Raw genomic sequence first — 22,036 nt, forward strand, 5'->3', positions numbered from 1 at the left:
GGTGGTGACGATGGCTGGCAGGTTCAGCGCAACGGTCTGCAGGCCGCCGTCGATTTCACGGGTGACGTTGAGCTTGTCGCCAGCGACTTCGACCTTGGAGGCGAAGGTGCCTTGGGCGAAGCCGGTCAGCGCGGCCAGCATCTGGCCGGTCTGGTTGTTGTCACTGTCGATGGCTTGCTTGCCGAGGATGACCAGCTGAGGCTGCTCTTTATCGACAACGGCTTTCAGTGCCTTGGCCACGGCCAGGGAATTCAGCTCGTCAGCGGCTTCGACCAGGATGGAGCGGTCGGCACCCAGGGCCAGGGCAGTACGCAACTGCTCCTGAGCGGTGGTCGGGCCGACGGAGACCACCACGACCTCGCTGGCGATACCCTGTTCCTTCATGCGCACGGCTTGCTCCACGGCAATTTCGCAGAAGGGGTTCATGGACATCTTGGCATTTGCCAGGTCGACACCGCTGTTGTCCGCATTGACGCGAACCTTGACGTTGTAGTCGACCACTCGCTTGACGCTTACCAGTACCCTCATAGGTTCTCCAGTCATTGATGGTGGGGCGGCGGGTAGGGGGTTGGCAACGACGGTAGCGCAGTGTTGGCGGGCGGGGATCGTCCGTTTCGAGTAGCGGGGCGAATCAGCTGGAGCCGGGCTGGGATGCGCAGGCATCGAGGTCTTCGAGGAACGCCTGCAGGATGGGCGGGCGCGATACGCCGCGGCGGGTGACCACATCGAACGGCGAGCACAGGTCCAGCAGGCTGGTGCCCAGGCGGCGCATGTCGCCGGTCTTGAGCCATTGCTCGGCGAAGTGCACCGGCAAGAAGCCGATATAGGCGCCGGAAATGATCAGGATCGCTGCTGCCTCGATGTTCTCCACGGTGGCATCGGCCTTGGTGATGCCCAATTGCTCCAGGTCGTACTGCTGCATGTAGCCACGCACCACGATCCGGCTCTGGCGCACGTCCTCCATCAGCCGGCCGTTGCTCGCGTTGCTGGCGAACAGCGGGTGGCGCCGGCCACAGTAAAGCCCCAGGGCCTCGTCATACAGCGGCTGGTAGGACAACCCCGCGACCCGCAACGGGAAGTGGCCGATGGCCAGGTGCAGCCTGCCGTCGAGCACCCGCTCTTCGAGTTCCGCCGGGGCACCGATGTAGATGTGCAGATGGGCATCGTGCCCTCGCGAAACGAAGCGCTGGGTGGTGCGCGGCAGGGGCGACACGGGGTCGGTCAGGGTGGAGTCGATGATGCCCAGGTTGAGCTTGCCGCTGATGTGCTGCTTGAGCACGTCGGCATCCATGCAGAAGCTCTCCACGGCACTGAGCAGGCGCAGGGTCGCTTCATGGATGGCCACCCCTTGCTCGGTCAGGCGAAAGCCACTGCGCCCGCGCTGGCAGAGCTTGACCCCCAGGCGGGTCTCCAGGTGCGACATCTGTTCGCTGATGGTCGACTGGCCGGCATTGAGCGCAGCCTGTGCCGCAGAAAAGCCGCCGCACCTGACGATCGTGGTGAAAACCCTGAGCAGCTTCAGGTCGACATCGTGCAGTTGGATCACCGTAGCCTCCCGGCCGGGTGTCACATCGCCAGTGCTGATATGAACACCCATGCATTGTTCTTGTCGCGCAAGCTAACCATGAGTACCTGGCCACTGCAATGCCGGGTATCGCCGGGTTTGAACCGCGGCAGATACTTCGGCCAGGGCGATGTATGTATCTGCACTTGCGCATTTTTCCCCGCCGGCACGGTTGCCATAGTGGATCGCAACGGTGGTCGAGCAGTCGCCCCGTCTCCTGAAACAGAACAAGAACTGGAGAAACCAGAACATGGCAAAGCACGGTTACGAGTCCGGCCGCCTGAACCTGCCCTTCGTGGGGCATTGCACGTTCGCCAAGGCCCCGGTGTGCACCGACTGGGCGGCGATCGACGCCGATGTGGCAATCCTCGGCGCACCGAATGACATGGGCACCCAGTGGCGTTCGGGGGCACGCTTCGGACCTCGCGGCATTCGCGAGGCATCGACCCTGTTCTCGTTCGGCCATGCCGGCGCCTACGACTTCGAGGATGACGCCACCTACCTGACTGAAGACCAGGTCCGTATGGTCGACGTCGGCGATGCCGATATCGTGCACACCGACATGGCCAGCAGCAACGCCAACATCGAGCTGGCGGTGCGGCAGATCCTTGCAGCGGGGGCCATGCCGGTGGTGCTGGGCGGTGACCATTCGGTGCATGCCCCGGTGATCAAGGCGTTCGAAGGCCATGGGCCGATCCATATCGTGCACTTCGATGCCCACCTGGACTTCGTCGACGAGCGCCATGGCGTGCGCTATGGGCACGGCAGCCCGCTGCGCCGCGCTTCGGAACTGGAGCACATCGTCGGCATGACCCAGATGGGCATCCGCAACGTGTCATCCTCCAACCGTGATGACTACGATGCCGCCCGTGAGGCCGGCTCGCAGATCCTCTCGGTACGTGACGTGCGCCGCCTGGGCTGCGCGGGTGTGCTGGCGAAAATCCCCGAAGGCCGCAACTACTACATCACCATCGACATCGACGGCTTCGACCCGTCCATCGCCCCGGGCACCGGCACGCCGAGCCATGGCGGCTTCTTGTACTACGAAGTGCTGGAGATCATCCAGGCGCTGGCGCAGCGCAGCCACGGCCGCATTGTCGGCATGGACCTGGTCGAAGTGGCCCCGGCCTACGACCCCACCGGCATGACCTCGATCCTCGCCGCGCAACTGCTGATGAACAGCATCGGCTTCATCTTCCACGCGCGCGCCAAAGCCCGCTGACCCGGAGACTGTCCTGTGGACCACAAGGTAAAAGACTACTTGCAGGCCTTCGGTGTATCCGAGGCGACCCAGCACTTTCTCAGCAAGGCGCAGCGCATGTTCATTGCCGGCGCCTGGCTCGAGGCCAGCGACGGCGGCAGCGCCGAGGTGATCGAGCCGTCCACCGAGGGTGTGCTGACGCGCATCCCCATGGCCACTGCCGATGACCTCGACCGCGCCGTGCGCGCAGCGCGTGCGCAGTTCGATGGCGGTGCCTGGAGCCAGCTCAAGCCACTGGAGCGCGAGCGCCTGATCCATCGCCTGGCCGACCTGATCGAGGCCCACGGCGACGAGCTGGCACAGATCGAAGCCATCGACATGGGCAAGTCGGTCGCCCAGGCACGGGCGGTGGATATCCAGGGCACGGTCGATACCCTGCGCTATTTTGCCGGCTGGGCCAGCAAGATCCACGGCCGCACCGTCGAGCCATCGCTGCCCGGCAACTACCTGGCATACACGCGCAAGGAGGCGGTGGGGGTGGTCGGTGCCATCGTGCCGTGGAACTTCCCGCTACAGACCATGGCCTGGAAACTCGGCGCGGCGCTGGCGACCGGTTGCACCGTGGTGGTCAAGCCGGCGGAGCTGACTTCGCTGTCGGCATTGCGCTTTGCCGAGCTGGTGCAGGCCTCGGGCATTCCCGACGGGGTGGTGAACATCGTGACCGGGCGCGGCAGCGTGGTCGGCGAGGCGATGTCCCGCCACCCAGGCATCGACAAGCTGAGTTTTACCGGTTCGACACCGGTCGGCTGCTCGGTGGGCAAGACGGCGATGGACCAGATGAAACGCCTGACCCTGGAACTGGGCGGCAAGTCGCCGGTGATCGTGTTCGCCGATGCGGACATCGAGGCAGCGGCGCAAGCGGTGGCCAACGGGGTGTTCTTCAACTCGGGGCAGGTGTGCGACGCCGGTACCCGGGCGTATGTCGAGCGCAGTGTCTACCCGGCATTCCTCGAAGCGCTGGCCAGGTACACCGCCACCCTGAAGATCGCCCCCGGCCTGGACCCGGACTGCTTCATCAGCCCCATGGTGTCGCGCCAGCAACAGCAGCGGGTGCTGGACTACATCGCCCTGGGCAAGGCCGAAGGCGCGCAGGTGTACTACGGCGGCGAGCCGCTCGCCGGCCCGGGCTTCTTCGTGCAGCCCACGATCTTCGCCAACTGCAACAACGACATGCGCGTGGTTCGCGAGGAAATCTTCGGCCCGGTGCTGGTGACCCAGCCGTTCGACACCCAGGAACAGGCACTGGCCCTGGCTAACGACTCGGAGTTTGGCCTGGCGGCGGCAATCTACTCCAACGACCTGGGCAAGGTCCACGGGCTGATTCCGCGCCTGCGTGCGGGCACGGTGTACGTCAATGCCCAAAGCACCCTGGACCCGTCCATGCCGTTCGGTGGCTACAAGCAATCGGGCTATGGCAAGGACATGGGCGCAGAACAACTGGAGTTCCTGCTGGAGACCAAGGCGGTCTGGATCACCTTGCCCTGAGGTAGCAGGGCCGTCCTGCGCCGCCGAAGGTTGGCCGGCGGCGCAGGTTTATCGAATGCATCGAATTTCAATAACAAGAACCTGTCGAGGTGATGCCGATGAACAGCCAAGTGGATAGCGAGCGTGCGCAAGACCTGGAAAGGCGCCTGCGCGCCTATGAAGAACTGGAGCACAGCGCCCGCTGGCCGGGCGCCCTGAGCGCGGCCGACGTGGTGGCGCTGGCCCTGCTGACGCTGGTGATGGTGGCCGGCGCGTACTACCTGGGAGGCCAGCCATGAGTGCTTCGCGCGAGCAAGAATTTCGCCTGAGCGCGGAACGTGGCGACACCCCCTTGCTGCCCAATGAGCGGGTGTGGGGGTTCTGGGGGTTTGCCTACGCCAACTCGGCGCTGGCGGTGGCCACCTGGGTGTTCCTGATCGGCGGCGCCACCGCGCTGTTCGTCGGGCCGCTGCAAGGGATTGCCGCGATCATCATCGGCAACATCATCGGCGTGGTCCTCGCCGCATCGTCCACCTGCCTGCCGTGTGGCAAGTACGGCGTCGAGCAGTTCACCTTCCTGCGCAGCATGTTCGGCCTCAACGGCAGCCGCCTGGTGTACTTCCTCTCGGTGGTGGTGCTGACCATGGGCTGGCTGGCGGTGCTGGGGCTGATGTGCGGGCGGGCGCTGGACAACCTGCAAACCCTGGTGCAGCAGCGCCAGCCCAACGGTGACGACTGGCTGGTGACCGCCGGCGGCTTGCTGGCCATCGTGCTGGCGGCACTGGTGGCCATGCGCGGGCCGGACATGATCCGCCGGCTGAGCGCGGTGATCGCGCCCAGCCTGATCCTGATCATGCTGGCGCTGATGTACTTCATTTCCCGCCGCTACAGCTTCGACGAACTGCTGGCCATGCCGCCTTTGCAGCCACCGTTCGAGAACCCCCACGTCAACTTCATGGTGGCGGTGGAGATCAACATCGCCGCGGGCTTCTCCTGGTGGCCCTACATCGGCAACCTGTCGCGCCTGTGCAGCAACCAGCGCACGGCCTTCTGGCCCAACCTGGTGGGCATCTTCGCGGCGGCGTCGCTGGGCGAGTCGGTCAGCCTGTTCGCCGCCACCACCCTGGGCAGCAGCGACCCTACCACCTGGATGCGCCTGGCAGGCGGCATGGGCTTTGGCGTCATCGCCCTGAGCTTCCTGGCACTGGCCAACCTGACCGGTATGGTCAACATCCTCTACACCGCGGTGATCGGCTTGCGTCAGTTGGCCGGCGAGCGCCTGCGCAGCGTGGGCTGGGGGGTACTGATCGGGCTGTTCTGCATCATCCCGGTGGTGATCGTGGTGTTCCTGCCGGGGATCTACGACGGCTTTTTCATCTTCCTGGTATGGACATCCGCGCTCAACAGCGCCCTGGCCGGCATCGGCATCGCCGATTACTTCTTCCTGCGCAAGCAGCGCCTGAACCTGCGCCAGCTCTACGCCGAACAGAGCGTGTCGGCGTTGCGCTACTGCAAAGGCTTCAACCCCATCGCGCTGTTGGCGCTGGTGGCCGGTTTCGCGATCTACGTGGTGGTGTTCAACCCGCAGACCCTGGCCCATACCGACTTCTTCACCTTCGCCACCGCCTCGCTGCCGTCCTGCCTGCTGGCCGGGCTGGTGCACTACGGCCTGACCCGGCTGCTGGCGGCACGCCTGGGCTGGGGCGGCTACCCAACGCGCAATGAACACAACATCCAGGCTGCCGGCCTTCGTGTACAGGACTAGAACCATGACCAAGCGATACGACTACATCATCATCGGCGCAGGCTCTGCTGGCTGTGTGCTGGCCAACCGCCTGAGCGAAGACGCCGGCACCTCGGTGCTGGTCCTGGAGTTCGGCGGCAGCGATCGCAGTGTACTGATCCAGATGCCCAGTGCCTTCTCGTTGCCGATGAACACCAAGAAGTACAACTGGCGCTACGAGACCGTCGCCGAGCCGCACCTGGACAACCGCCGCCTGCACTGCCCACGGGGCAAGGTACTGGGGGGCTCTTCCTCGATCAACGGCTTGGTCTACATCCGTGGCCATGCCTGCGACTTCGATGAGTGGGAAAGCCTGGGGGCGAAGAACTGGAGCTACCGCAACTGCCTGCCGTACTTCAAGCGTGCCGAGCAGTACAAGTTCGGCGGCGATGACTACCGCGGCGGCATGGGGCCGCTGGCCACCAACAACGGCAACAACATGCAGAACCCGCTGTACGGCGCCTGGGTCGAGGCCGGTGCCGAAGCCGGCTACATCAAGACCGACGACTGCAACGGCTACATGCAGGAAGGCTTTGGTGCCATGCACATGACGGTCAAGGATGGCGTGCGCTGGTCCACGGCCAACGCCTACCTGCGCCCGGCCATGAGCCGGCCGAACCTGACCGTGATCACCCATGCCATGACCCGGCGCATCCTGCTCGATGGCAAGCGGGCGGTGGGCGTGGAATATGACCATGGCGGCCAGACCCACAAGGTCCTGTGCAACCGCGAGGTGCTGGTGGCGTCTGGCCCGATCGGTTCGCCGCACTTGTTGCAGCGCTCCGGCATCGGCCCCGAGGCCGTGCTGAAGAAGGCCGGCATCGAGGTGCGCCATGCCCTGCCTGGGGTGGGTGAGAACCTGCAGGACCATTCGGAAATCTACATCCAGTATGCGTGCAAGGAGCCAGTGACCCTCAATGGCAAGATGAACCTGCTGGGCAAGGCGATGATCGGCCTGCGCTGGTTGCTGTTCAAGGACGGCCTGGGCGCCAGCAACCACTTCGAAGCGGGCGGCTTCATCCGCTCGTCCAAGGGCCTGCGCTGGCCGGACATCCAGTTCCACTTCCTGCCGGCGGCCATGCGCTATGACGGCGACAAACCGTTCAAGGGCCATGGCTTCATGGTGCTGACCGGGCCCAACAAGCCCAAGAGCCGCGGCCATGTGCGGGCGCTGTCGGCCGACCCGTACCAACATCCGCAAATCCGCTTCAACTACCTCGAAAGCGAGGAGGACCGCGAGGGCTTCCGCCGCTGTGTGCGGCTGACCCGCGAGATCATCGCGCAGCCGGCCATGGACCGCTTCCGCGGCGAGGAACTGGCGCCCGGGCCACAGGTGCAGACCGATGAGCAGATCGACGCGTTCGTGCGCGCCAACATGGAAAGCACCATGCACCCGTGCGGCTCGTGCCGGATGGGCGAGGATGACATGGCCGTGGTCGATTCGACATTGCGTGTGCATGGCCTGCAGGGGCTGCGGGTGATCGACTCCTCGGTGTTCCCGAGCGAACCCAATGGCAACCTCAACGCACCGACCATCATGCTGGCCGAACGCGCTGCCGACCTGGTGCGCGGGCGCCAGCCGTTGGCACCGAGCGATGTGCCGGTTGGCCTGGTGGGGGGCTGGGAGGAACAGCAACGCAGCCGTGCACCGCTGCGCGAGATGCCTGTGCGCTAGGGATGCCGGGCCGCCAGGCGGCACCCTGCGGACCGAATGCGCTCCATTGGAGCGCTTTCGCTACAGGTGGCGCTGGCGCAAGGCTCACGACGCCTGGCGGTGTTCTACCGGCGGATTGGCGCCGGTTTTGTGGAGCGACTTCTTTACAGCCAAACCGGCAACATTCAATGGGAACCCTGTAATCCGGGCGTTTTCCGCCTGGCACAGAGCTTGCTCTCTACCTTGCACGCGAGCGGATTTGAAAGTTGTTCGTCCGCTTTCGAGGCTTGAACTTGTGACGTTATAAAAACAATTAGACTAGCAAGGTAGAAAACAATGAATAACTTGCCCCACGGCCACCGCCTGCCTGACGGTGACGCACACGAACTCAAGCGCAACCTGTCCAACCGCCATATCCAGTTGATCGCCATTGGCGGTGCCATCGGCACCGGCCTGTTCATGGGTTCTGGCAAGACCATCAGCCTGGCGGGGCCCTCCATCATCTTTGTCTACATGATCATCGGCTTCATGCTGTTCTTTGTCATGCGGGCCATGGGCGAACTGCTGTTGTCCAACTTGCAGTACAAGTCGTTCATCGATTTCTCGGCGGACCTGCTCGGCCCCTGGGCGGGGTTCTTCACCGGCTGGACCTACTGGTTCTGCTGGATTGTCACCGGTATCGCCGACGTGATCGCCATCTCGGCCTATGCGCAGTTCTGGTTCCCCGACATCCCCTTGTGGATGCCGGCGTTGTCCTGTGTTGGCCTGTTGCTCACGTTGAACCTGATGACGGTGAAGATGTTCGGCGAAATGGAGTTCTGGTTCGCCATGATCAAGATCGTCGCCATCTGCGCGCTGGTCTGCACCGGGTTCTACATGGTGGCGGCGGCTTACCAGTCGCCGGCCGGGCATGCTGCCTCGCTGGCCAACCTGTGGAATGACGGCGGCATGTTCCCCCATGGCGCCATGGGCTTCTTTGCCGGCTTCCAGATTGCGGTGTTTGCCTTCGTCGGCATCGAGCTGGTGGGGACTACCGCCGCCGAAACCAAGAACCCGGAACGCAACCTGCCACGGGCGATCAACTCGATTCCCTTGCGCATCATCGTCTTCTACGTGCTTGCCCTGATCGCTATCATGGCCGTCACACCCTGGCGTGAAGTGGTGGCCAACAAGAGCCCCTTCGTCGAGCTGTTCGTGCTGGCCGGCCTGCCGGCTGCGGCCGGCATCATCAACTTCGTGGTGCTGACCTCGGCCATGTCGTCTGCCAACAGCGGCGTGTTCTCGACCAGCCGCATGCTCTACGGCCTGGCGGTGGATGGCGATGCGCCTGGCAAGTTCGCTGCGCTGTCCAGCCGCGCGGTACCTTCCAACGGCCTGATCTTTTCCTGTGTGTGCCTGACGGGCGGGGCGCTGGTCATCTACCTGGTGCCGAACATGCTCGAAGCCTTCACCCTGATCACCACGGTGTCGGCACTGCTGTTCATGTTCGTCTGGTCGATCATCCTGCTGTCGTACCTGGCCTACCGCAAGCAGCGTGACCCGCTGCACCAGGCGTCGAAGTACAAGATGCCGGGCGGCACGTTGATGTGCTGGGTGTGCCTGTTGTTCTTCGCCTTCATCCTGGCCTTGCTGGCGTTGCAGGCCGACACCCGCAGCGCGCTGTACCTGATGCCGGTCTGGTTTGCCGGACTGGGCCTGACCTATCGATCGAACCGGCGCAAAAGGCAGCAGGCCGTGCAGCTGTCATTCGATGCCGATTGACCGCCACCTTCACCGACTACCCAAGGGGGACAGCGCCGTGCGCTGTCCCCCTGTCGTCTTTCTATCCAGCAGGGAATTTTTATGAGAATCCACGTCAACTTTCTCGACCGTGTCGGTATCACTCAGGAAATCCTCTCGCTGCTTGGGGCACGCAACCTTAACCTGGACGCTGTGGAGATGATTCCACCCAACGTCTATATCGATGCCCCGACCCTGTCGCCCAGGGTGCTGGACGAACTCTACGCAGCCCTGTTGGAGGTGGACGGGGTGCTGGACGTGGCGCTGGTCGACTTCCTTCCCGGCCACCGCCGCCGCCTGCAGTTGGAGGCGTTGCTGGCGGCGATGAGCGACCCGGTGCTGGCAGTGGACCCTGGCGGCCATGTGCTGCTGGCGAACCCGACCCTGGTCGCCCTGGTTGGGCGTGAGCCGGCCGGTGAGCCGTTGAACCGCGTGTTTGCCGAGCCGGACCTGGCCCAGACCCTGATCGACAAGGGCTTTCGCTTACCGATGTGCGAGGTGGGCTTTCAGGGCCAGGCCCTGCTGCTGGAGGCCACACCGATCAGTGGCGGCGCCGATGGCCTGGTGGGCGGCCTGCTGACCTTGTACCCACCCAGCCGCATCGGCGAGCGCCTGGCCTCGCTGCTGCATGACAACAGCGAAGGCCTGGGGGCGTTGCTGGGCGAGTCGGCGGCGCTGCAGGCGCTCAAGGCCCGCTTGCACAAGGTGGCGAGCCTGGAAGCGCCGGTCTTGATCCAGGGCGAGACCGGCACGGGAAAGGAACTGGTGGCCCGTGCCTGCCACGCGCTGAGTGCCCGGCGCGATGCCTCGTTCCTGGCGCTGAACTGCGCGGCGTTACCTGAAAGCCTGGCCGAAAGCGAGCTGTTCGGCTACGCCGCAGGTGCGTTTACCGGCGCCCAGCGGGGCGGCAAGCCGGGCCTGCTGGAACTGGCCGATGGCGGTACGGTGTTTCTCGATGAAGTGGGCGAGATGTCGCCGTACCTGCAGGCCAAGCTGCTGCGTTTTCTCAATGACGGCAGCTTTCGCCGGGTGGGCGGTGGCAGCGAGGTGCAGGTAAATGTGCGGGTGGTCTGCGCCACCCACCGCAACCTGGAAAGCATGGTGCTCGAAGGTGACTTTCGCGAAGACCTTTACTATCGCCTCAACGTGCTCAACCTGCAGGTGCCGCCGCTGCGTGAGCGGGGCAGGGACATCCTGCTGCTGGCCGAGCATTTCCTGCGCCAGGCCTGTGCGCAGATCCAGCGTACCCCGTGCCGCTTGGCGCTGGCCACCCATCCGCTGCTGCTGGGCAATCGCTGGTCCGGCAATGTGCGCCAGTTGCAGAACGTGATCTTCCGCGCGGCAGCCATCAGCGAAGGGGAGGTGATCGACTGTGATGACCTGGAGCTGGCTGGCACCGCCTTGAGCAGCCAGCAAGCCGAGGGGCAGGAGATCGTCAGCCTGGAAGCGGCCGTGCAGGCCTTTGAAAAATCCTTGCTGGAAAAACTCTACGCGAGCTACCCCTCGACCCGGCAACTGGCGGTGCGCTTGCAGACTTCGCACACGGCGATCGGCCAGCGTTTGCGCAAGTACGGCATCGCCAGCCGGGCCTCATAGCCGACCCGGTGCGAATCCGCTCCGCTGGAGTGATTGTGCTCCGGGCTGGCGGGGTGGCGGGTTCATTGGCCCGTGCTGTCAGGGGTGGTTGTCGGGCCTGCGCCACGGAGCGAATCCGCTCCATCGCGCAGGCTCGGAAGTGATCGAAATAAAACAGTAAAGCATTGATATATATAGGTTTTAGTGAGTTGGCATCACCCTTGCTCTGTATCTGTCAGTCCTGCATCGGGACTCACCTGATAACAAGAGAGGAAGATCCATGAGCACGCTGCGTTTTACTCCCGAACACGAATGGCTGCGTCTGGAAGCGACTGGCGAGCTGACCGTCGGCATCACCAGCTATGCCCAGCAGGCCCTGGGTGACGTGGTGTTCGTGCAACTGCCGGAGCCGGGCGAGTACGGCGAGGGCAACGAAGTCGCAGTGCTGGAGTCGGTGAAGGCCGCCAGCAACATCACCATGCCGTTGCGCGGCACCGTGGTGGCCGTCAACCAGGCCCTGGCCGACGACCCCGAGCTGGTCAACAGCTCGCCCATGCAGGACGGCTGGTTCTTCCGCATCCAGGCAGCCAACCCGTCGGAGCTCGACGGCCTGATGGACCAGGACGGCTACGACCGCTTCCTGGCCGACAACGCCTGAGCCAGGGTGCCGACATGACCAACGCATCCATCCCGCTGGGCACCGACAACGAGTTCATCGCCCGTCACATCGGCCCGCGCGAGGGCGATATCGAGGCCATGCTGGCGCTGGTCGGCCATGACTCGCTCGATGCCCTGATCGACAGCGTCATCCCCGCCAGCATCAGGGGCAGCAGCGTGCTCGCGCTGAGCAAGGGGCAGGGCGAGGCTGAAGCCCTGGCCGCACTCAAGGCCATTGCGGCGAACAACCAGCTGTTCAGCAACCACATCGGCCAGGGCTACTACCCTTGCCACACGCCAACAGCGATCCTGCGCAACCTGCTGGAGAACCCGGCCTGGTACACCGCCTACACGCCGTACCAGCCGGAAATCTCCCAGGGCCGCCTGGAGGCGCTGCTGAACTTCCAGACCCTGGTCAGTGACCTCACCGGCATGCAGATCGCCAACGCCTCGTTGCTCGACGAAGCCACCGCTGCCGCCGAGGCAATGACCTTGTGCAAGCGCCTTGCGAAGAACAAGGCCCCGGCGTTCTTCGCCTCCAGCCACTGCCACCCGCAGACCCTCGACGTGCTGCGCACCCGTGCCCAGCCACTGGGTATCGAAGTGGTCATCGCTGATGAAGCGGTTTTGCAGGGCCAAGCCCTGGACGGCTATTTCGGCCTGTTGCTGCAATACCCGGCCAGCACCGGCGCCATCACCGACCACCGTGCCCTGGTGCAACGCGCCCATGCGGCGGGTGCGCTGGTGGCCGTGGCCGCCGACCTGCTGGCGCTGACCTTGCTGACCCCACCGGGCGAGTTCGATGCCGACGTGGTACTGGGCAGCGCCCAGCGCTTCGGTGTGCCGCTGGGCTTCGGCGGCCCGCACGCGGCGTACTTCGCCACCCGCGATGCCTTCAAGCGCGACATGCCCGGCCGCCTGGTCGGCGTGTCCATCGACCGCTTCGGCAAGCCGGCCCTGCGCCTGGCCATGCAGACCCGCGAACAACACATCCGCCGCGAAAAGGCCACCAGCAACATCTGCACCGCGCAGGTGCTGCTGGCCAACATCGCCAGCATGTATGCGGTCTACCACGGCCCCACGGGCCTGGAGCAGATCGCCCGGCGCGTGCACCGCCTGACCGCGATCCTGGTGCAAGGGCTGCAGCAGCTCGGGCACCACGTCGAACAGGCGCATTTCTTCGACACCGTCAGCGTGGTCACTGCCGGGCCTGTGGCCGATGTGCTGGCGGCCGCCCAGAGTGCCTGTCTGAACCTGCGGCGGGTCGATGAACTGCGGGTTGGCGTGGCCCTGGATGAAACCTGCGAGCAGGGCAGTGTCGAGGCCCTGTGGCAGGTCTTCGCCGCAGCAGGCCAGGTGCTCCCGGACTTTGCCGCCCTGGCCGCCGAGAGTGGCGACTGCCTGCCCCCGGCGCTGCTGCGCCAGACCCCATTCCTGCAGCACCCGGTGTTCAACCGCTATCACAGTGAAACCGAACTGATGCGTTACCTGCGCCGCCTGGCCGACAAGGACCTGGCCCTGGACCGCAGCATGATCGCGCTTGGCTCATGCACCATGAAGCTCAATGCTGCCAGCGAGATGGTACCGATCACCTGGCCCGAATTCGGCGCCCTGCACCCATTCGCCCCGGCCGAGCAGTCGCAAGGTTACCGTCAGCTGACCGATGAGCTGGAAGCCATGCTCTGTGCGGCCACCGGCTATGACGCCATGTCGCTGCAGCCCAATGCCGGCTCGCAGGGCGAGTATGCCGGCCTGCTGGCGATCCGCGCCTACCACGCCAGCCGTGGCGAGGCAGGGCGCGATGTGTGCCTGATCCCGTCGTCGGCCCATGGCACCAACCCGGCCACCGCGCAGATGGCCGGCATGCGGGTGGTGGTGGTCAACTGTGACGAGCGTGGCAACGTCGATGTCGTCGACCTGCAGCACAAGGCCGAGCAGCACCGGGCGCAGCTGGCCGCGCTGATGATCACCTACCCCTCGACCCACGGCGTGTTCGAAGAGGCCATCACCCGCATCTGCGACATCATTCATGAGCACGGTGGCCAGGTGTACCTGGACGGCGCCAACATGAACGCGATGGTCGGCCTGTGTGCCCCGGGCAAGTTCGGTGGCGACGTGTCGCACCTGAACCTGCACAAGACCTTCTGCATCCCCCACGGCGGTGGCGGCCCCGGTGTCGGCCCGATCGGCGTCAAGGCGCACCTGGCGCCGTTCTTGCCCGGACACGCCCACCTGGCCAACCCCCAGGGCGCGGTCAGCGCGGCGCCTTATGGCAGTGCCAGCATCCTGCCGATTACCTGGATGTACATCCGCATGATGGGCGGGGAAGGGCTCAAGCGTGCCTCGCAACTGGCGATTCTCAATGCCAACTACATCGCCCGGCGCCTGGAGGACCACTACCCGGTGCTGTACACCGGCGAGAACGGCCTGGTCGCCCATGAATGCATCCTCGACCTGCGCCCGCTCAAGGACAGCAGCGGCATCAGCGTCGAGGACGTGGCCAAGCGCCTGATCGACTTCGGCTTCCATGCCCCGACCATGTCGTTCCCGGTGGCCGGCACGCTGATGGTCGAGCCGACCGAGAGCGAGTCCAAGGAAGAACTGGACCGCTTCTGCGCCGCGATGATCTGCATCCGCGAAGAGATCCGCGCCGTGGAAAACGGCACCCTGGACAAGCTCGACAACCCGCTGAAGAACGCGCCGCATACCGCCACCGAGCTGGTGGGCGAATGGCCCCATGGCTATGCCCGGGAGCTGGCGGTGTACCCGCTGGCCGACCTGCGCGACAGCAAGTACTGGCCGCCGGTGGGGCGCGTGGACAACGTCTACGGTGACCGCAACCTGGCCTGTGCCTGCCCGCCGCTGTCGAGCTATCAAGATGCCTGACCCTGCTGGCCCGCAGCGCTTGCGGGCCGTGCTTGCCAACCGAACAACAAGGAATCACACCCATGTTCCATAAAAGCCTGACCCTGTCCGATTTCGACCCTGCACTGTCCGCGGCCATCGGCCGTGAAGTGCAACGCCAGGAAGACCACATCGAGCTGATCGCTTCGGAAAACTACACCAGCCCCCAGGTGATGCAGGCCCAGGGTACCGAGCTGACCAACAAGTACGCCGAAGGCTACCCGGGCAAGCGTTACTACGGTGGCTGCGAGCATGTCGACGTGGTCGAGCAATTGGCCATCGACCGCGCCAAACAACTGTTCGGTGCCGGTTATGCCAACGTCCAGCCACACTCGGGCTCCCAGGCCAACGCGGCGGTCTACCTGGCCTTGCTGCAGGCCGGCGATACGCTCCTGGGCATGAGCCTGGCCCACGGCGGCCACCTGACCCACGGTGCCAAGGTGTCGTCCTCGGGCAAGTTGTACAACGCCGTGCAATATGGCATCGATGGCAACGGCCTGATCGACTACGACGAAGTCGAGCGCCTGGCCGTCGAGCACCGGCCGAAGATGATCGTGGCCGGCTTCTCGGCCTACTCGAAGACCCTCGACTTCCCGCGTTTTCGGCAGATCGCCGACAAGGTCGGGGCCTACCTGTTCGTTGATATGGCCCACGTCGCCGGGCTGGTCGCGGCAGGCCTGTACCCCAACCCGCTGCCGTATGCCGATGTGGTCACCACCACCACCCACAAGACCCTGCGCGGGCCGCGTGGTGGCCTGATTCTGGCCAAGGCCGACCCGGAGCTTGAGAAAAAGCTCAACTCGGCGGTATTCCCGGGCGGGCAGGGCGGGCCGCTGATGCACGTGATCGCGGCCAAGGCGGTGTGCTTCAAGGAGGCCCTGGAGCTGGGTTTCAAGGAGTACCAGCGCCAGGTCATCAGCAACGCCCAAGCCATGGCGCAGGTGTTCATGCAGCGCGGTTTCGACGTGGTGTCCGGTGGCACCGACAACCACCTGTTCCTGCTCAGCCTGATCCGCCAGGGCATCACCGGCAAGGACGCCGACGCCGCGCTGGGCCGTGCGCACATCACGGTGAACAAGAACGCGGTGCCCAATGACCCGCAGTCGCCGTTCGTGACCTCGGGCCTGCGTATCGGTACCCCGGCCGTGACTACCCGTGGGTTCAAGGAAGTGGAATGCCGCGCCTTGGCGACCTGGATCTGCGACATCCTCGACCACCTCGGCGATGCCGACGTCGAGGCCCAGGTGGCGCGCCAGGTAGCGGCGTTGTGCAAGCTGTTCCCGGTCTATCCGGCCTGACACCTGGGGGCTGCACAGCAGCCCCCGGTAATGCTGTCAGTCAATATCAACGCGGGGCCAGGAGCCAGCCATGTCCACCGAACAACTGCAACACACATCGCCGCGCCCGCAGCCCTTGCAGGCCGGGGTGAAACTGCGCGGCGCCGACAAGGTGGCGCGCATTCCGGTGAAGATCCTGCCGACCGAGCAGGTGCCGCGCAAACCCGACTGGATTCGCGTGGCGATTGCCACCACGCCGGAAGTGGCGCGGGTCAAGGCCCTGCTGCGCAAGCACAGGCTGCACAGCGTGTGCGAAGAGGCGTCCTGCCCGAACCTGGGCGAGTGCTTCTCGGGCGGTACGGCGACCTTCATGATCATGGGCGACATCTGCACCCGCCGTTGCCCGTTCTGCGATGTCGGCCATGGCCGGCCCAAGCCGCTGGATGCCGATGAACCGAAGAACCTGGCCATCGCCATTGCCGACCTTGGCCTGAAGTATGTGGTGATCACCTCGGTGGACCGTGACGACCTGCGCGATGGCGGCGCCCGTCACTTTGCCGATTGCCTGCGCGAGATCCGCAGGCTGTCGCCAGGCATTCAGCTGGAGACCCTGGTTCCGGATTACCGTGGCCGTATGGATGTGGCCCTGGACATCACCGCGCAAGAGCCGCCAGATGTGTTCAATCACAACCTGGAAACCGTACCGCGCCTGTATCGGGCGGCACGGCCAGGTTCGGACTTCGAATGGTCGCTGGACCTGCTGGAGCGCTTCAAGCAACGCCTGCCGACGGTACCGACCAAGTCCGGGCTGATGCTCGGCCTGGGCGAGACCGATGCCGAGGTGGTCGAGGTGATGCAGCGCATGCGTGAGCACCAGGTCGACATGCTGACCCTGGGGCAGTACCTGCAACCGTCACGCAGCCACCTGCCGGTGCAGCGCTTCGTGCACCCCGACACCTTCGCCATGCTTGCCGAGCAAGCGTTGGCGATGGGGTTCAGAAACGTGGCAGCCGGGCCGCTGGTGCGCTCGTCCTACCACGCTGACCGGCAACTGCAAGCGGTGTAAGGCTGTGCCCGGCAGGGCAGGCGCTGGTCACTGGTGAGTGCCTGCCCTGCCGGTTTCACAGCCCGCCGCCGATGAGGGCTCAGTTCACCAGCACTTCGTCCAGTGCCTGCTCAAGGGTGCTGACGGTGCGCTCGATGTTGTGCAGTTTTTCCAGCCCGAACAGACCGATGCGGAAGGTCTGGAAGTCGGCTGGCTCGTCACATTGCAACGGCACGCCGGCGGCTATCTGCAGGCCGTGCTCGGCGAATTTCTTGCCGTTCTTGATATCGGCATCATCGGTGTAGCTCACCACCACGCCCGGGGCCTGAAAACCGGCTGCGGCCACGCTCCTGATGCCTTTGCCGGCCAGCATGGCGCGTACCCGATCGCCCAGCGCCTGTTGCTCGCCGCGAAGCTTGTCGAAGCCATAGGCTTGCATCTCGTTGATCACGTCGTTGAAGCGCGCCAGTGAATCGCTGGGCATGGTCGCATGGTAGGCATGCCCGCCCTGTTCGTAGGCCTGCATGATCTGCAGCCACTTTTTCAGGTCGCAGGCAAAGCTGCTGCTCTGCGTCTGCTCGATGCGCGCGAGGGCCAAGGCACTGAACATCACCAGGGCGCAGCAAGGCGAGGCGCTCCAGCCTTTTTGGGGGGCGCTGATCAGCAGGTCGACGGCGCACTTGTGCATATCGACCCAAAGCGTGCCTGAGGCGATGCAGTCCAGCACGAACAAGCCCCCCACCGCATGCACGGCGTCACCGACGGCCCGCAGGTAATCGTCGGGCAGGATCATCCCGGATGAAGTTTCAACGTGAGGGGCGAAGACAACCTGCGGCTTGTGCGCCTCAATGGCCGCCAGCACTTCGTCCAGAGGGGGAGGCGCGTAAGCCGCCTGGCGCCCCGTGTCGACCGGCCGGGCTTTGAGCACCGTGGTGGCCGCCGCGATGTTGCCCATCTCAAGGATCTGGCTCCAGCGATAACTGAACCAGCCATTGCGTATCACCAGGCATTGCTGGCCGCTGGCGAACTGTCGCGCTACCGCCTCCATGCCGAAGGTACCGCTGCCTGGTACGACTGCAACGGCCTGGGCGTTGTAGACCTGTTTCAGGGTGCTGGAAATGTTCTTCATCACACCTTGAAAGGCCTGCGACATGTGATTGAGCGAGCGGTCGGTGTAGACCACCGAGTACTCGACCAGCCCCTCGGGATCAATAGCGGGATAGATCTTTGACATGGGTGACTCCTTCGGCAGAGATGTCCTTGATATCGACCTTGGCCCAAGCATTGGCAAATGACAAGAATGATCGGGGCGGATTGCAGCTATCAGCGGGTTTCAATGTGCGCCTGCAACTGCCCGCCGACGATGGATATTTCTTTGAATTGTCGACCCTCGCGCAGCACGAACAACGCGTCCATCCCGCGCGCCTGCGCCAGGCGTGGGCCCTCGGTTTCGCCCAGGACCATCAGCGCCGTGGCCCAGGCATCGGCGAGCATGCAGGAGGCCGCCACCACGGTGACGGCGGCGAGCGGGTTGCACAGAGGCGCGCCGGTGGCCGGGTCCATGGTGTGAGCATAGGACTGACCGGCCACCTCGACCCAGTGTCGATAGTCCCCCGAAGTCGCGATCGCGGCATCGCTGAGCGCCATCACGCCCATGACTTCACGCACGCCCCGCGTGGGCTTTTCCAGGGCGACGACCCAGCACTGGCCGTCGGGTTTGACGCCTCGGGCGCGCATCTCGCCATCGATACCGACCAGGTAGCGGGTGATGCCCAGACCGTCCAGGCAACGGGCAAGTTCATCCACGCCAAAACCTTTGGCGATACCACTCAAGTCAAGGTGCAGCGGCCCGCGCTTGCACACCTGATTGCGCTGGGGCTGCACCACCAATGCGGCGCTGGCCGACAGCCGGGCACGCGGCGCAACCGTGCCGCTAGCCTGCGCCGTGACCGTCTGCTCGCCTGGGCCGAAGCCCCAGGCGTTCACCAGGTCACCGACAGCGATGTCGAAGGCGCCGCCGGATTGCTGGCTGACGCGCAATGCCGCAGACAGCACCGTGGCCAGTTCCTTGGGCACCGACAGCCATTGCTGCTCGGGGGCGGCATTGAGGCGGTTGAGGTCCGAGTCGGGTTTCCAGGTGGACATTTGCTGGTCCACCCGGGCCACGGCGCGGGCCAGTTGCTGGCCCACTTGGTCGGTGTCGATCCCGGCCCCGGCATAAAACAGGGCGGTGTAGCGGGTGCCCATGGTTTCGCCGTTCAGGCTGTAACGCTGCAACTCAGTAGACATCTTCACGGTAGCGCCCTTGTGCCTTGAGGGTGAGCACACTGAGGTCGAGAGGCGCCAACACTTCATCAAGGGCCTGCATCACGCCTTTGGCCATTTCGCGACTGCCACATACCAGCACCTGGGCACCTTTCTCAATCAGCCGGCGCAAGGCCAGGGCATCGCTGATCAGCCGGTCTTGCACGTAGCTGCGGTCCTGAGCCTGAGAAAAGGCGGCACGCAATGCCGTGAGGCGGCGGTCCGACAGGTATTGGTTGAGCTCGGGTTCGTAGAGAAAGTCCGAGGCCGGGTTGCGCCCGCCCCAATACAGGTGCATTGGGTGTCGGGCCTTGTTGTTGCGGATAAAACCGGCCAGAGGACCGATACCGGTACCGGCGCCGATCAGGATCACCGGGTGTGCGCCCGATGCCGGACGAAACTGCGGGTTGGGCTGGATGAAGGCATCGATCTGTGCGCCGATGTCCAGGCCGTGAAGAAATTCCGAGCACAGGCCACCGTTGTGTTTGCGCACGCAGATCTCCAGCACGCCGTCCTGGGAACCGCTGGCCAGCGAGTAGAAACGCGGGATTGGGCTGCCCGGGGGCAGAATCCCGAGCAGGTCGCCGGCCAGAAAGCCCGGCAGTTCGCTGCAGGCTTTGAAGCGCAGGACGTGGGTCGGTGCATTCACCTGTTCGCCATAGGCAATCCGCTCTGTCAGCGCCAAGGCATGGGTACGCGGCTGCTGCGGGGTGTGAACCAGCGCCAGCTCCTGCCCCAACACCTCGCTCAACGCCTGGCCCCAGCGGGCAAACGCCTGAGAGGACTGGCGGTTGATGGTTTCCAGCCTGAGCAGTGGCGAGCCACCGGCCTGCAACATTGCATCCTGCACGTGGTGGGCGTACTGACAGAACTGCGTAAACTGGCGGTCGCCCAGGCCCAGCACCGCGAACGGCAAGCCGGGCTTGAGGCCGGTCTTGGCCAGCCGCGCCAGGAACTGCGATGCCGAGGCCGGCGCATCGCCGTCACCGTGGGTTGCGGTGAGGATGAACAGCCGTTGGGCATTGCGGTAGTCGCCCACCCATTCATTCATCGCCGCGCTGTGCACCTTGTGGCCACGCTGGTGCAGGGCGTCGTGCAGGGTCTTGGCAAAACCCCAGGTGCTGTTGTTCTCACTGCCCACCAGAATCACGCTGTCGGCAGCGTGGGCCAGGCTGTTGTGGCGGATGTTCGGGCCAGCCCTGCGGCGGCGCCACCACAACACAATGCCGGTCACGCTCATCAACGGCACGCAGAGGGCGCAGACCCCGAGCAGCAGGCCCAGCCACCAAAGGCCCTCGCCAGTGTGCAGTTGGTAGATCACGTCATAGAGGTTGCGCATCGAGCCGTGGGCTTGATAGGACAACACTGCGCCGCTGGCCTGATCCACGTAGCCGTCGCCCTGGGTGGTGCGCAGGGAAAACACATCGCGGGGGTCGCCGGGGCTTGGGTAGACCAGCTCGCGCAGGTCATTGAGGTCGGTGGCCTGCAACGCCTGCAGCGTGGCCACCGGCAAGGCCGGGCCGGCGCTGACGTGGGCCGGGAAGGCGGGTTCACGTTCACTACCGTCGGCGATCAAACCAAACGTGGTGGCGGACATGTACAGCCCGCTCAAGGCCGTCAGCAGCAGCCCGAGCGAGGCCAGCCGGCCGACTTCAGCATGCCAGCGCTGGCTGAAACTGCCCCGCAGCGGGCGCAGCAGGTTGCGCCAGCCGCCCAGGCGCCGGGCCAGCAGCAGTGCACCGGACACTGACAGCGCCAGCATGATCAGGGCGCCAGCACCCGACACCCCATGGCCCGGCGTGCCAAGCAGCAGCGAGCGGTGCAGGTCCTTGACCCACCGGGAGAACGCGGATGGCTGGTAAGGACCGAGGCCCTGGCCCGTCAGTGGGTCGACCTGTTCCGCACTGGCCTGGCCGTTCTGGTTGTAATAGACGATCACCGTGCCAGACGCTGAGCGCTGGATCTGCTCCACGCCCGTGAAGTGGCTGGCAACGCGCCCGGCCAGTTGGCCGACGTTGAGTTGTCCGGCCGCAGGGGAGGTGCCGTGCAAGCGTTCCAGCGCCGGCTGCACAGACAGGATCGCGCCGCTGATGGCCAATACCATGACCAACAGGGCTGCGATCAGGCCAGGCAGGGAATGGAACCGACGAAGCATATTCAGCCTCCAGAAGTGTCGGGTGCTACAGGTCGTAAGTGAAGGTGTCGACGTAAGCACTGCCGGTCGTGGGCTTGCCTGAGCCTTTGGTCGTCAGCGCTACGCTGACATCGCCACGGGCGTCACGTTGGTCCTCGACGGCGCTGTCGATGCGGATCTGATAGCCGGCATCAATCAGCGTGTCTGCCAGTTCCACGCTGACTTTGAGCGTGCCCCCACTGCCGACACTGGCGCCGCTGACCCCGTCAAACTCGCTTGGGTTCATCCCGCTGCCACGTGCCCAGTCGCCCAGGTGCTTGTAATACTTGGCCTTCTTCCCGGCCACCCAGAGGGTTTTCTGATACTGGCCACTGGCGTCGGTGACGTAGATCGCCAGGTACGCATCGTTGCCGCTGTAGTCCTTGAGCTGCGTGGTCAAGGTCACTTCCCGGGCCTGGGCCAGCGCCGGCAGGGCGATGGCGCCGACGAGGCAGGTTGCTGCGATGATCTTTTTCATGACGGTGTCTCCGGTCGAGGGCGGCGTCTGCGGCATACCCTAAGGTGCCTTCCTGAAGGCCAGCTGAATTTACAGCTATCAATGGGCGCTTAATATCTGTAAATTCGCATATGCGCAA

Annotated in this window: 17 protein-coding genes; 11 read left to right on the plus strand and 6 right to left on the minus strand. The window is 64.7% G+C overall.

Going from position 1 to position 22,036, the window contains the following annotated elements; all coding sequences use genetic code 11:
- Positions 1-528: electron transfer flavoprotein subunit beta/FixA family protein (locus ABE528_RS02770; RefSeq protein ID WP_346652111.1), on the minus strand; the 528-nt coding region annotated here is incomplete at its 3' end.
- Positions 529-631: 103 nt separating this feature from the next.
- Positions 632-1,546 carry a LysR family transcriptional regulator gene (locus ABE528_RS02775; RefSeq protein ID WP_346652270.1) on the minus strand — a complete coding sequence of 305 codons (915 nt, stop codon included), beginning with the start codon at positions 1,544-1,546 and terminating at the stop codon, positions 632-634.
- 268 nt (positions 1,547-1,814) lie between these two features.
- On the opposite strand from ABE528_RS02775, the gene speB reads away from it, so the two are divergent.
- The 11 genes from speB to lipA all read left to right on the plus strand — a co-directional run bounded on the left by speB (position 1,815) and on the right by lipA (position 16,984).
- A complete protein-coding gene (gene speB, locus ABE528_RS02780) occupies positions 1,815-2,786 on the plus strand; it encodes an agmatinase (RefSeq protein WP_152958159.1) in 972 nt (323 codons plus the stop codon).
- Between the two features lie 15 nt (positions 2,787-2,801).
- A complete protein-coding gene (locus ABE528_RS02785; protein WP_346652112.1) occupies positions 2,802-4,310 on the plus strand; it encodes an aldehyde dehydrogenase family protein in 1,509 nt (502 codons plus the stop codon).
- Positions 4,311-4,408: 98 nt separating this feature from the next.
- Positions 4,409-4,588 carry a hypothetical protein gene (locus tag ABE528_RS02790; RefSeq protein ID WP_152958160.1) on the plus strand — a complete coding sequence of 60 codons (180 nt, stop codon included), beginning with the start codon at positions 4,409-4,411 and terminating at the stop codon, positions 4,586-4,588.
- Complete coding sequence (locus ABE528_RS02795; RefSeq protein ID WP_346652113.1) at positions 4,585-6,054, plus strand: cytosine permease; 1,470 nt, start codon at positions 4,585-4,587, stop codon at positions 6,052-6,054. Before ABE528_RS02790 ends, ABE528_RS02795 begins: the two co-directional genes overlap by 4 nt.
- Positions 6,055-6,058: 4 nt before the next feature.
- Positions 6,059-7,747, plus strand: a complete 1,689-nt coding sequence (gene betA / locus ABE528_RS02800; RefSeq protein WP_346652114.1) for a choline dehydrogenase — start codon at positions 6,059-6,061, stop codon at positions 7,745-7,747.
- 315 nt (positions 7,748-8,062) lie between these two features.
- The gene (gene cycA / locus ABE528_RS02805; protein ID WP_346652115.1) at positions 8,063-9,487 is read left to right on the plus strand and encodes a D-serine/D-alanine/glycine transporter; all 1,425 of its coding nucleotides are present in this window, start codon (positions 8,063-8,065) and stop codon (positions 9,485-9,487) included.
- A gap of 81 nt (positions 9,488-9,568) precedes the next feature.
- On the plus strand, positions 9,569-11,101 hold the full coding sequence (locus ABE528_RS02810) for a sigma-54-dependent transcriptional regulator (protein WP_346652116.1): 1,533 nt from the start codon (positions 9,569-9,571) through the stop codon (positions 11,099-11,101).
- 259 nt (positions 11,102-11,360) lie between these two features.
- Complete coding sequence (gene gcvH / locus ABE528_RS02815; RefSeq protein WP_152958165.1) at positions 11,361-11,738, plus strand: glycine cleavage system protein GcvH; 378 nt, start codon at positions 11,361-11,363, stop codon at positions 11,736-11,738.
- Between the two features lie 14 nt (positions 11,739-11,752).
- Positions 11,753-14,623: an aminomethyl-transferring glycine dehydrogenase gene (gene gcvP, locus ABE528_RS02820; RefSeq protein WP_346652117.1), complete on the plus strand. Its 2,871-nt coding sequence runs from the start codon at positions 11,753-11,755 to the stop codon at positions 14,621-14,623.
- Positions 14,624-14,685: 62 nt separating this feature from the next.
- Positions 14,686-15,939 carry a serine hydroxymethyltransferase gene (glyA, locus tag ABE528_RS02825; protein ID WP_346652118.1) on the plus strand — a complete coding sequence of 418 codons (1,254 nt, stop codon included), beginning with the start codon at positions 14,686-14,688 and terminating at the stop codon, positions 15,937-15,939.
- A gap of 70 nt (positions 15,940-16,009) precedes the next feature.
- Positions 16,010-16,984, plus strand: a complete 975-nt coding sequence (gene lipA / locus ABE528_RS02830) for a lipoyl synthase (RefSeq protein ID WP_346652119.1) — start codon at positions 16,010-16,012, stop codon at positions 16,982-16,984.
- A gap of 79 nt (positions 16,985-17,063) precedes the next feature.
- Here the strand turns inward: lipA and ABE528_RS02835 are convergent, their stop codons facing one another.
- The 4 genes from ABE528_RS02835 to ABE528_RS02850 all read right to left on the minus strand — a co-directional run bounded on the left by ABE528_RS02835 (position 17,064) and on the right by ABE528_RS02850 (position 21,918).
- A complete protein-coding gene (locus ABE528_RS02835; protein ID WP_346652120.1) occupies positions 17,064-18,197 on the minus strand; it encodes an alanine--glyoxylate aminotransferase family protein in 1,134 nt (377 codons plus the stop codon).
- Positions 18,198-18,286: 89 nt separating this feature from the next.
- Positions 18,287-19,252 (minus strand): FAD:protein FMN transferase, encoded by a 966-nt coding sequence (locus ABE528_RS02840; protein WP_346652271.1) that lies wholly within the window; start codon positions 19,250-19,252, stop codon positions 18,287-18,289.
- Positions 19,242-21,422 carry a PepSY domain-containing protein gene (locus tag ABE528_RS02845; RefSeq protein WP_346652121.1) on the minus strand — a complete coding sequence of 727 codons (2,181 nt, stop codon included), beginning with the start codon at positions 21,420-21,422 and terminating at the stop codon, positions 19,242-19,244. Before ABE528_RS02845 ends, ABE528_RS02840 begins: the two co-directional genes overlap by 11 nt.
- A 25-nt stretch (positions 21,423-21,447) precedes the next feature.
- On the minus strand, positions 21,448-21,918 hold the full coding sequence (locus ABE528_RS02850) for a DUF2271 domain-containing protein (protein ID WP_152958171.1): 471 nt from the start codon (positions 21,916-21,918) through the stop codon (positions 21,448-21,450).
- Positions 21,919-22,036 lie beyond the last annotated feature (118 nt).

Origin of the sequence: Pseudomonas sp. TWI628, from assembly GCF_039673865.1 — a bacterium.
In the GTDB taxonomy this organism is placed as follows: domain Bacteria; phylum Pseudomonadota; class Gammaproteobacteria; order Pseudomonadales; family Pseudomonadaceae; genus Aquipseudomonas.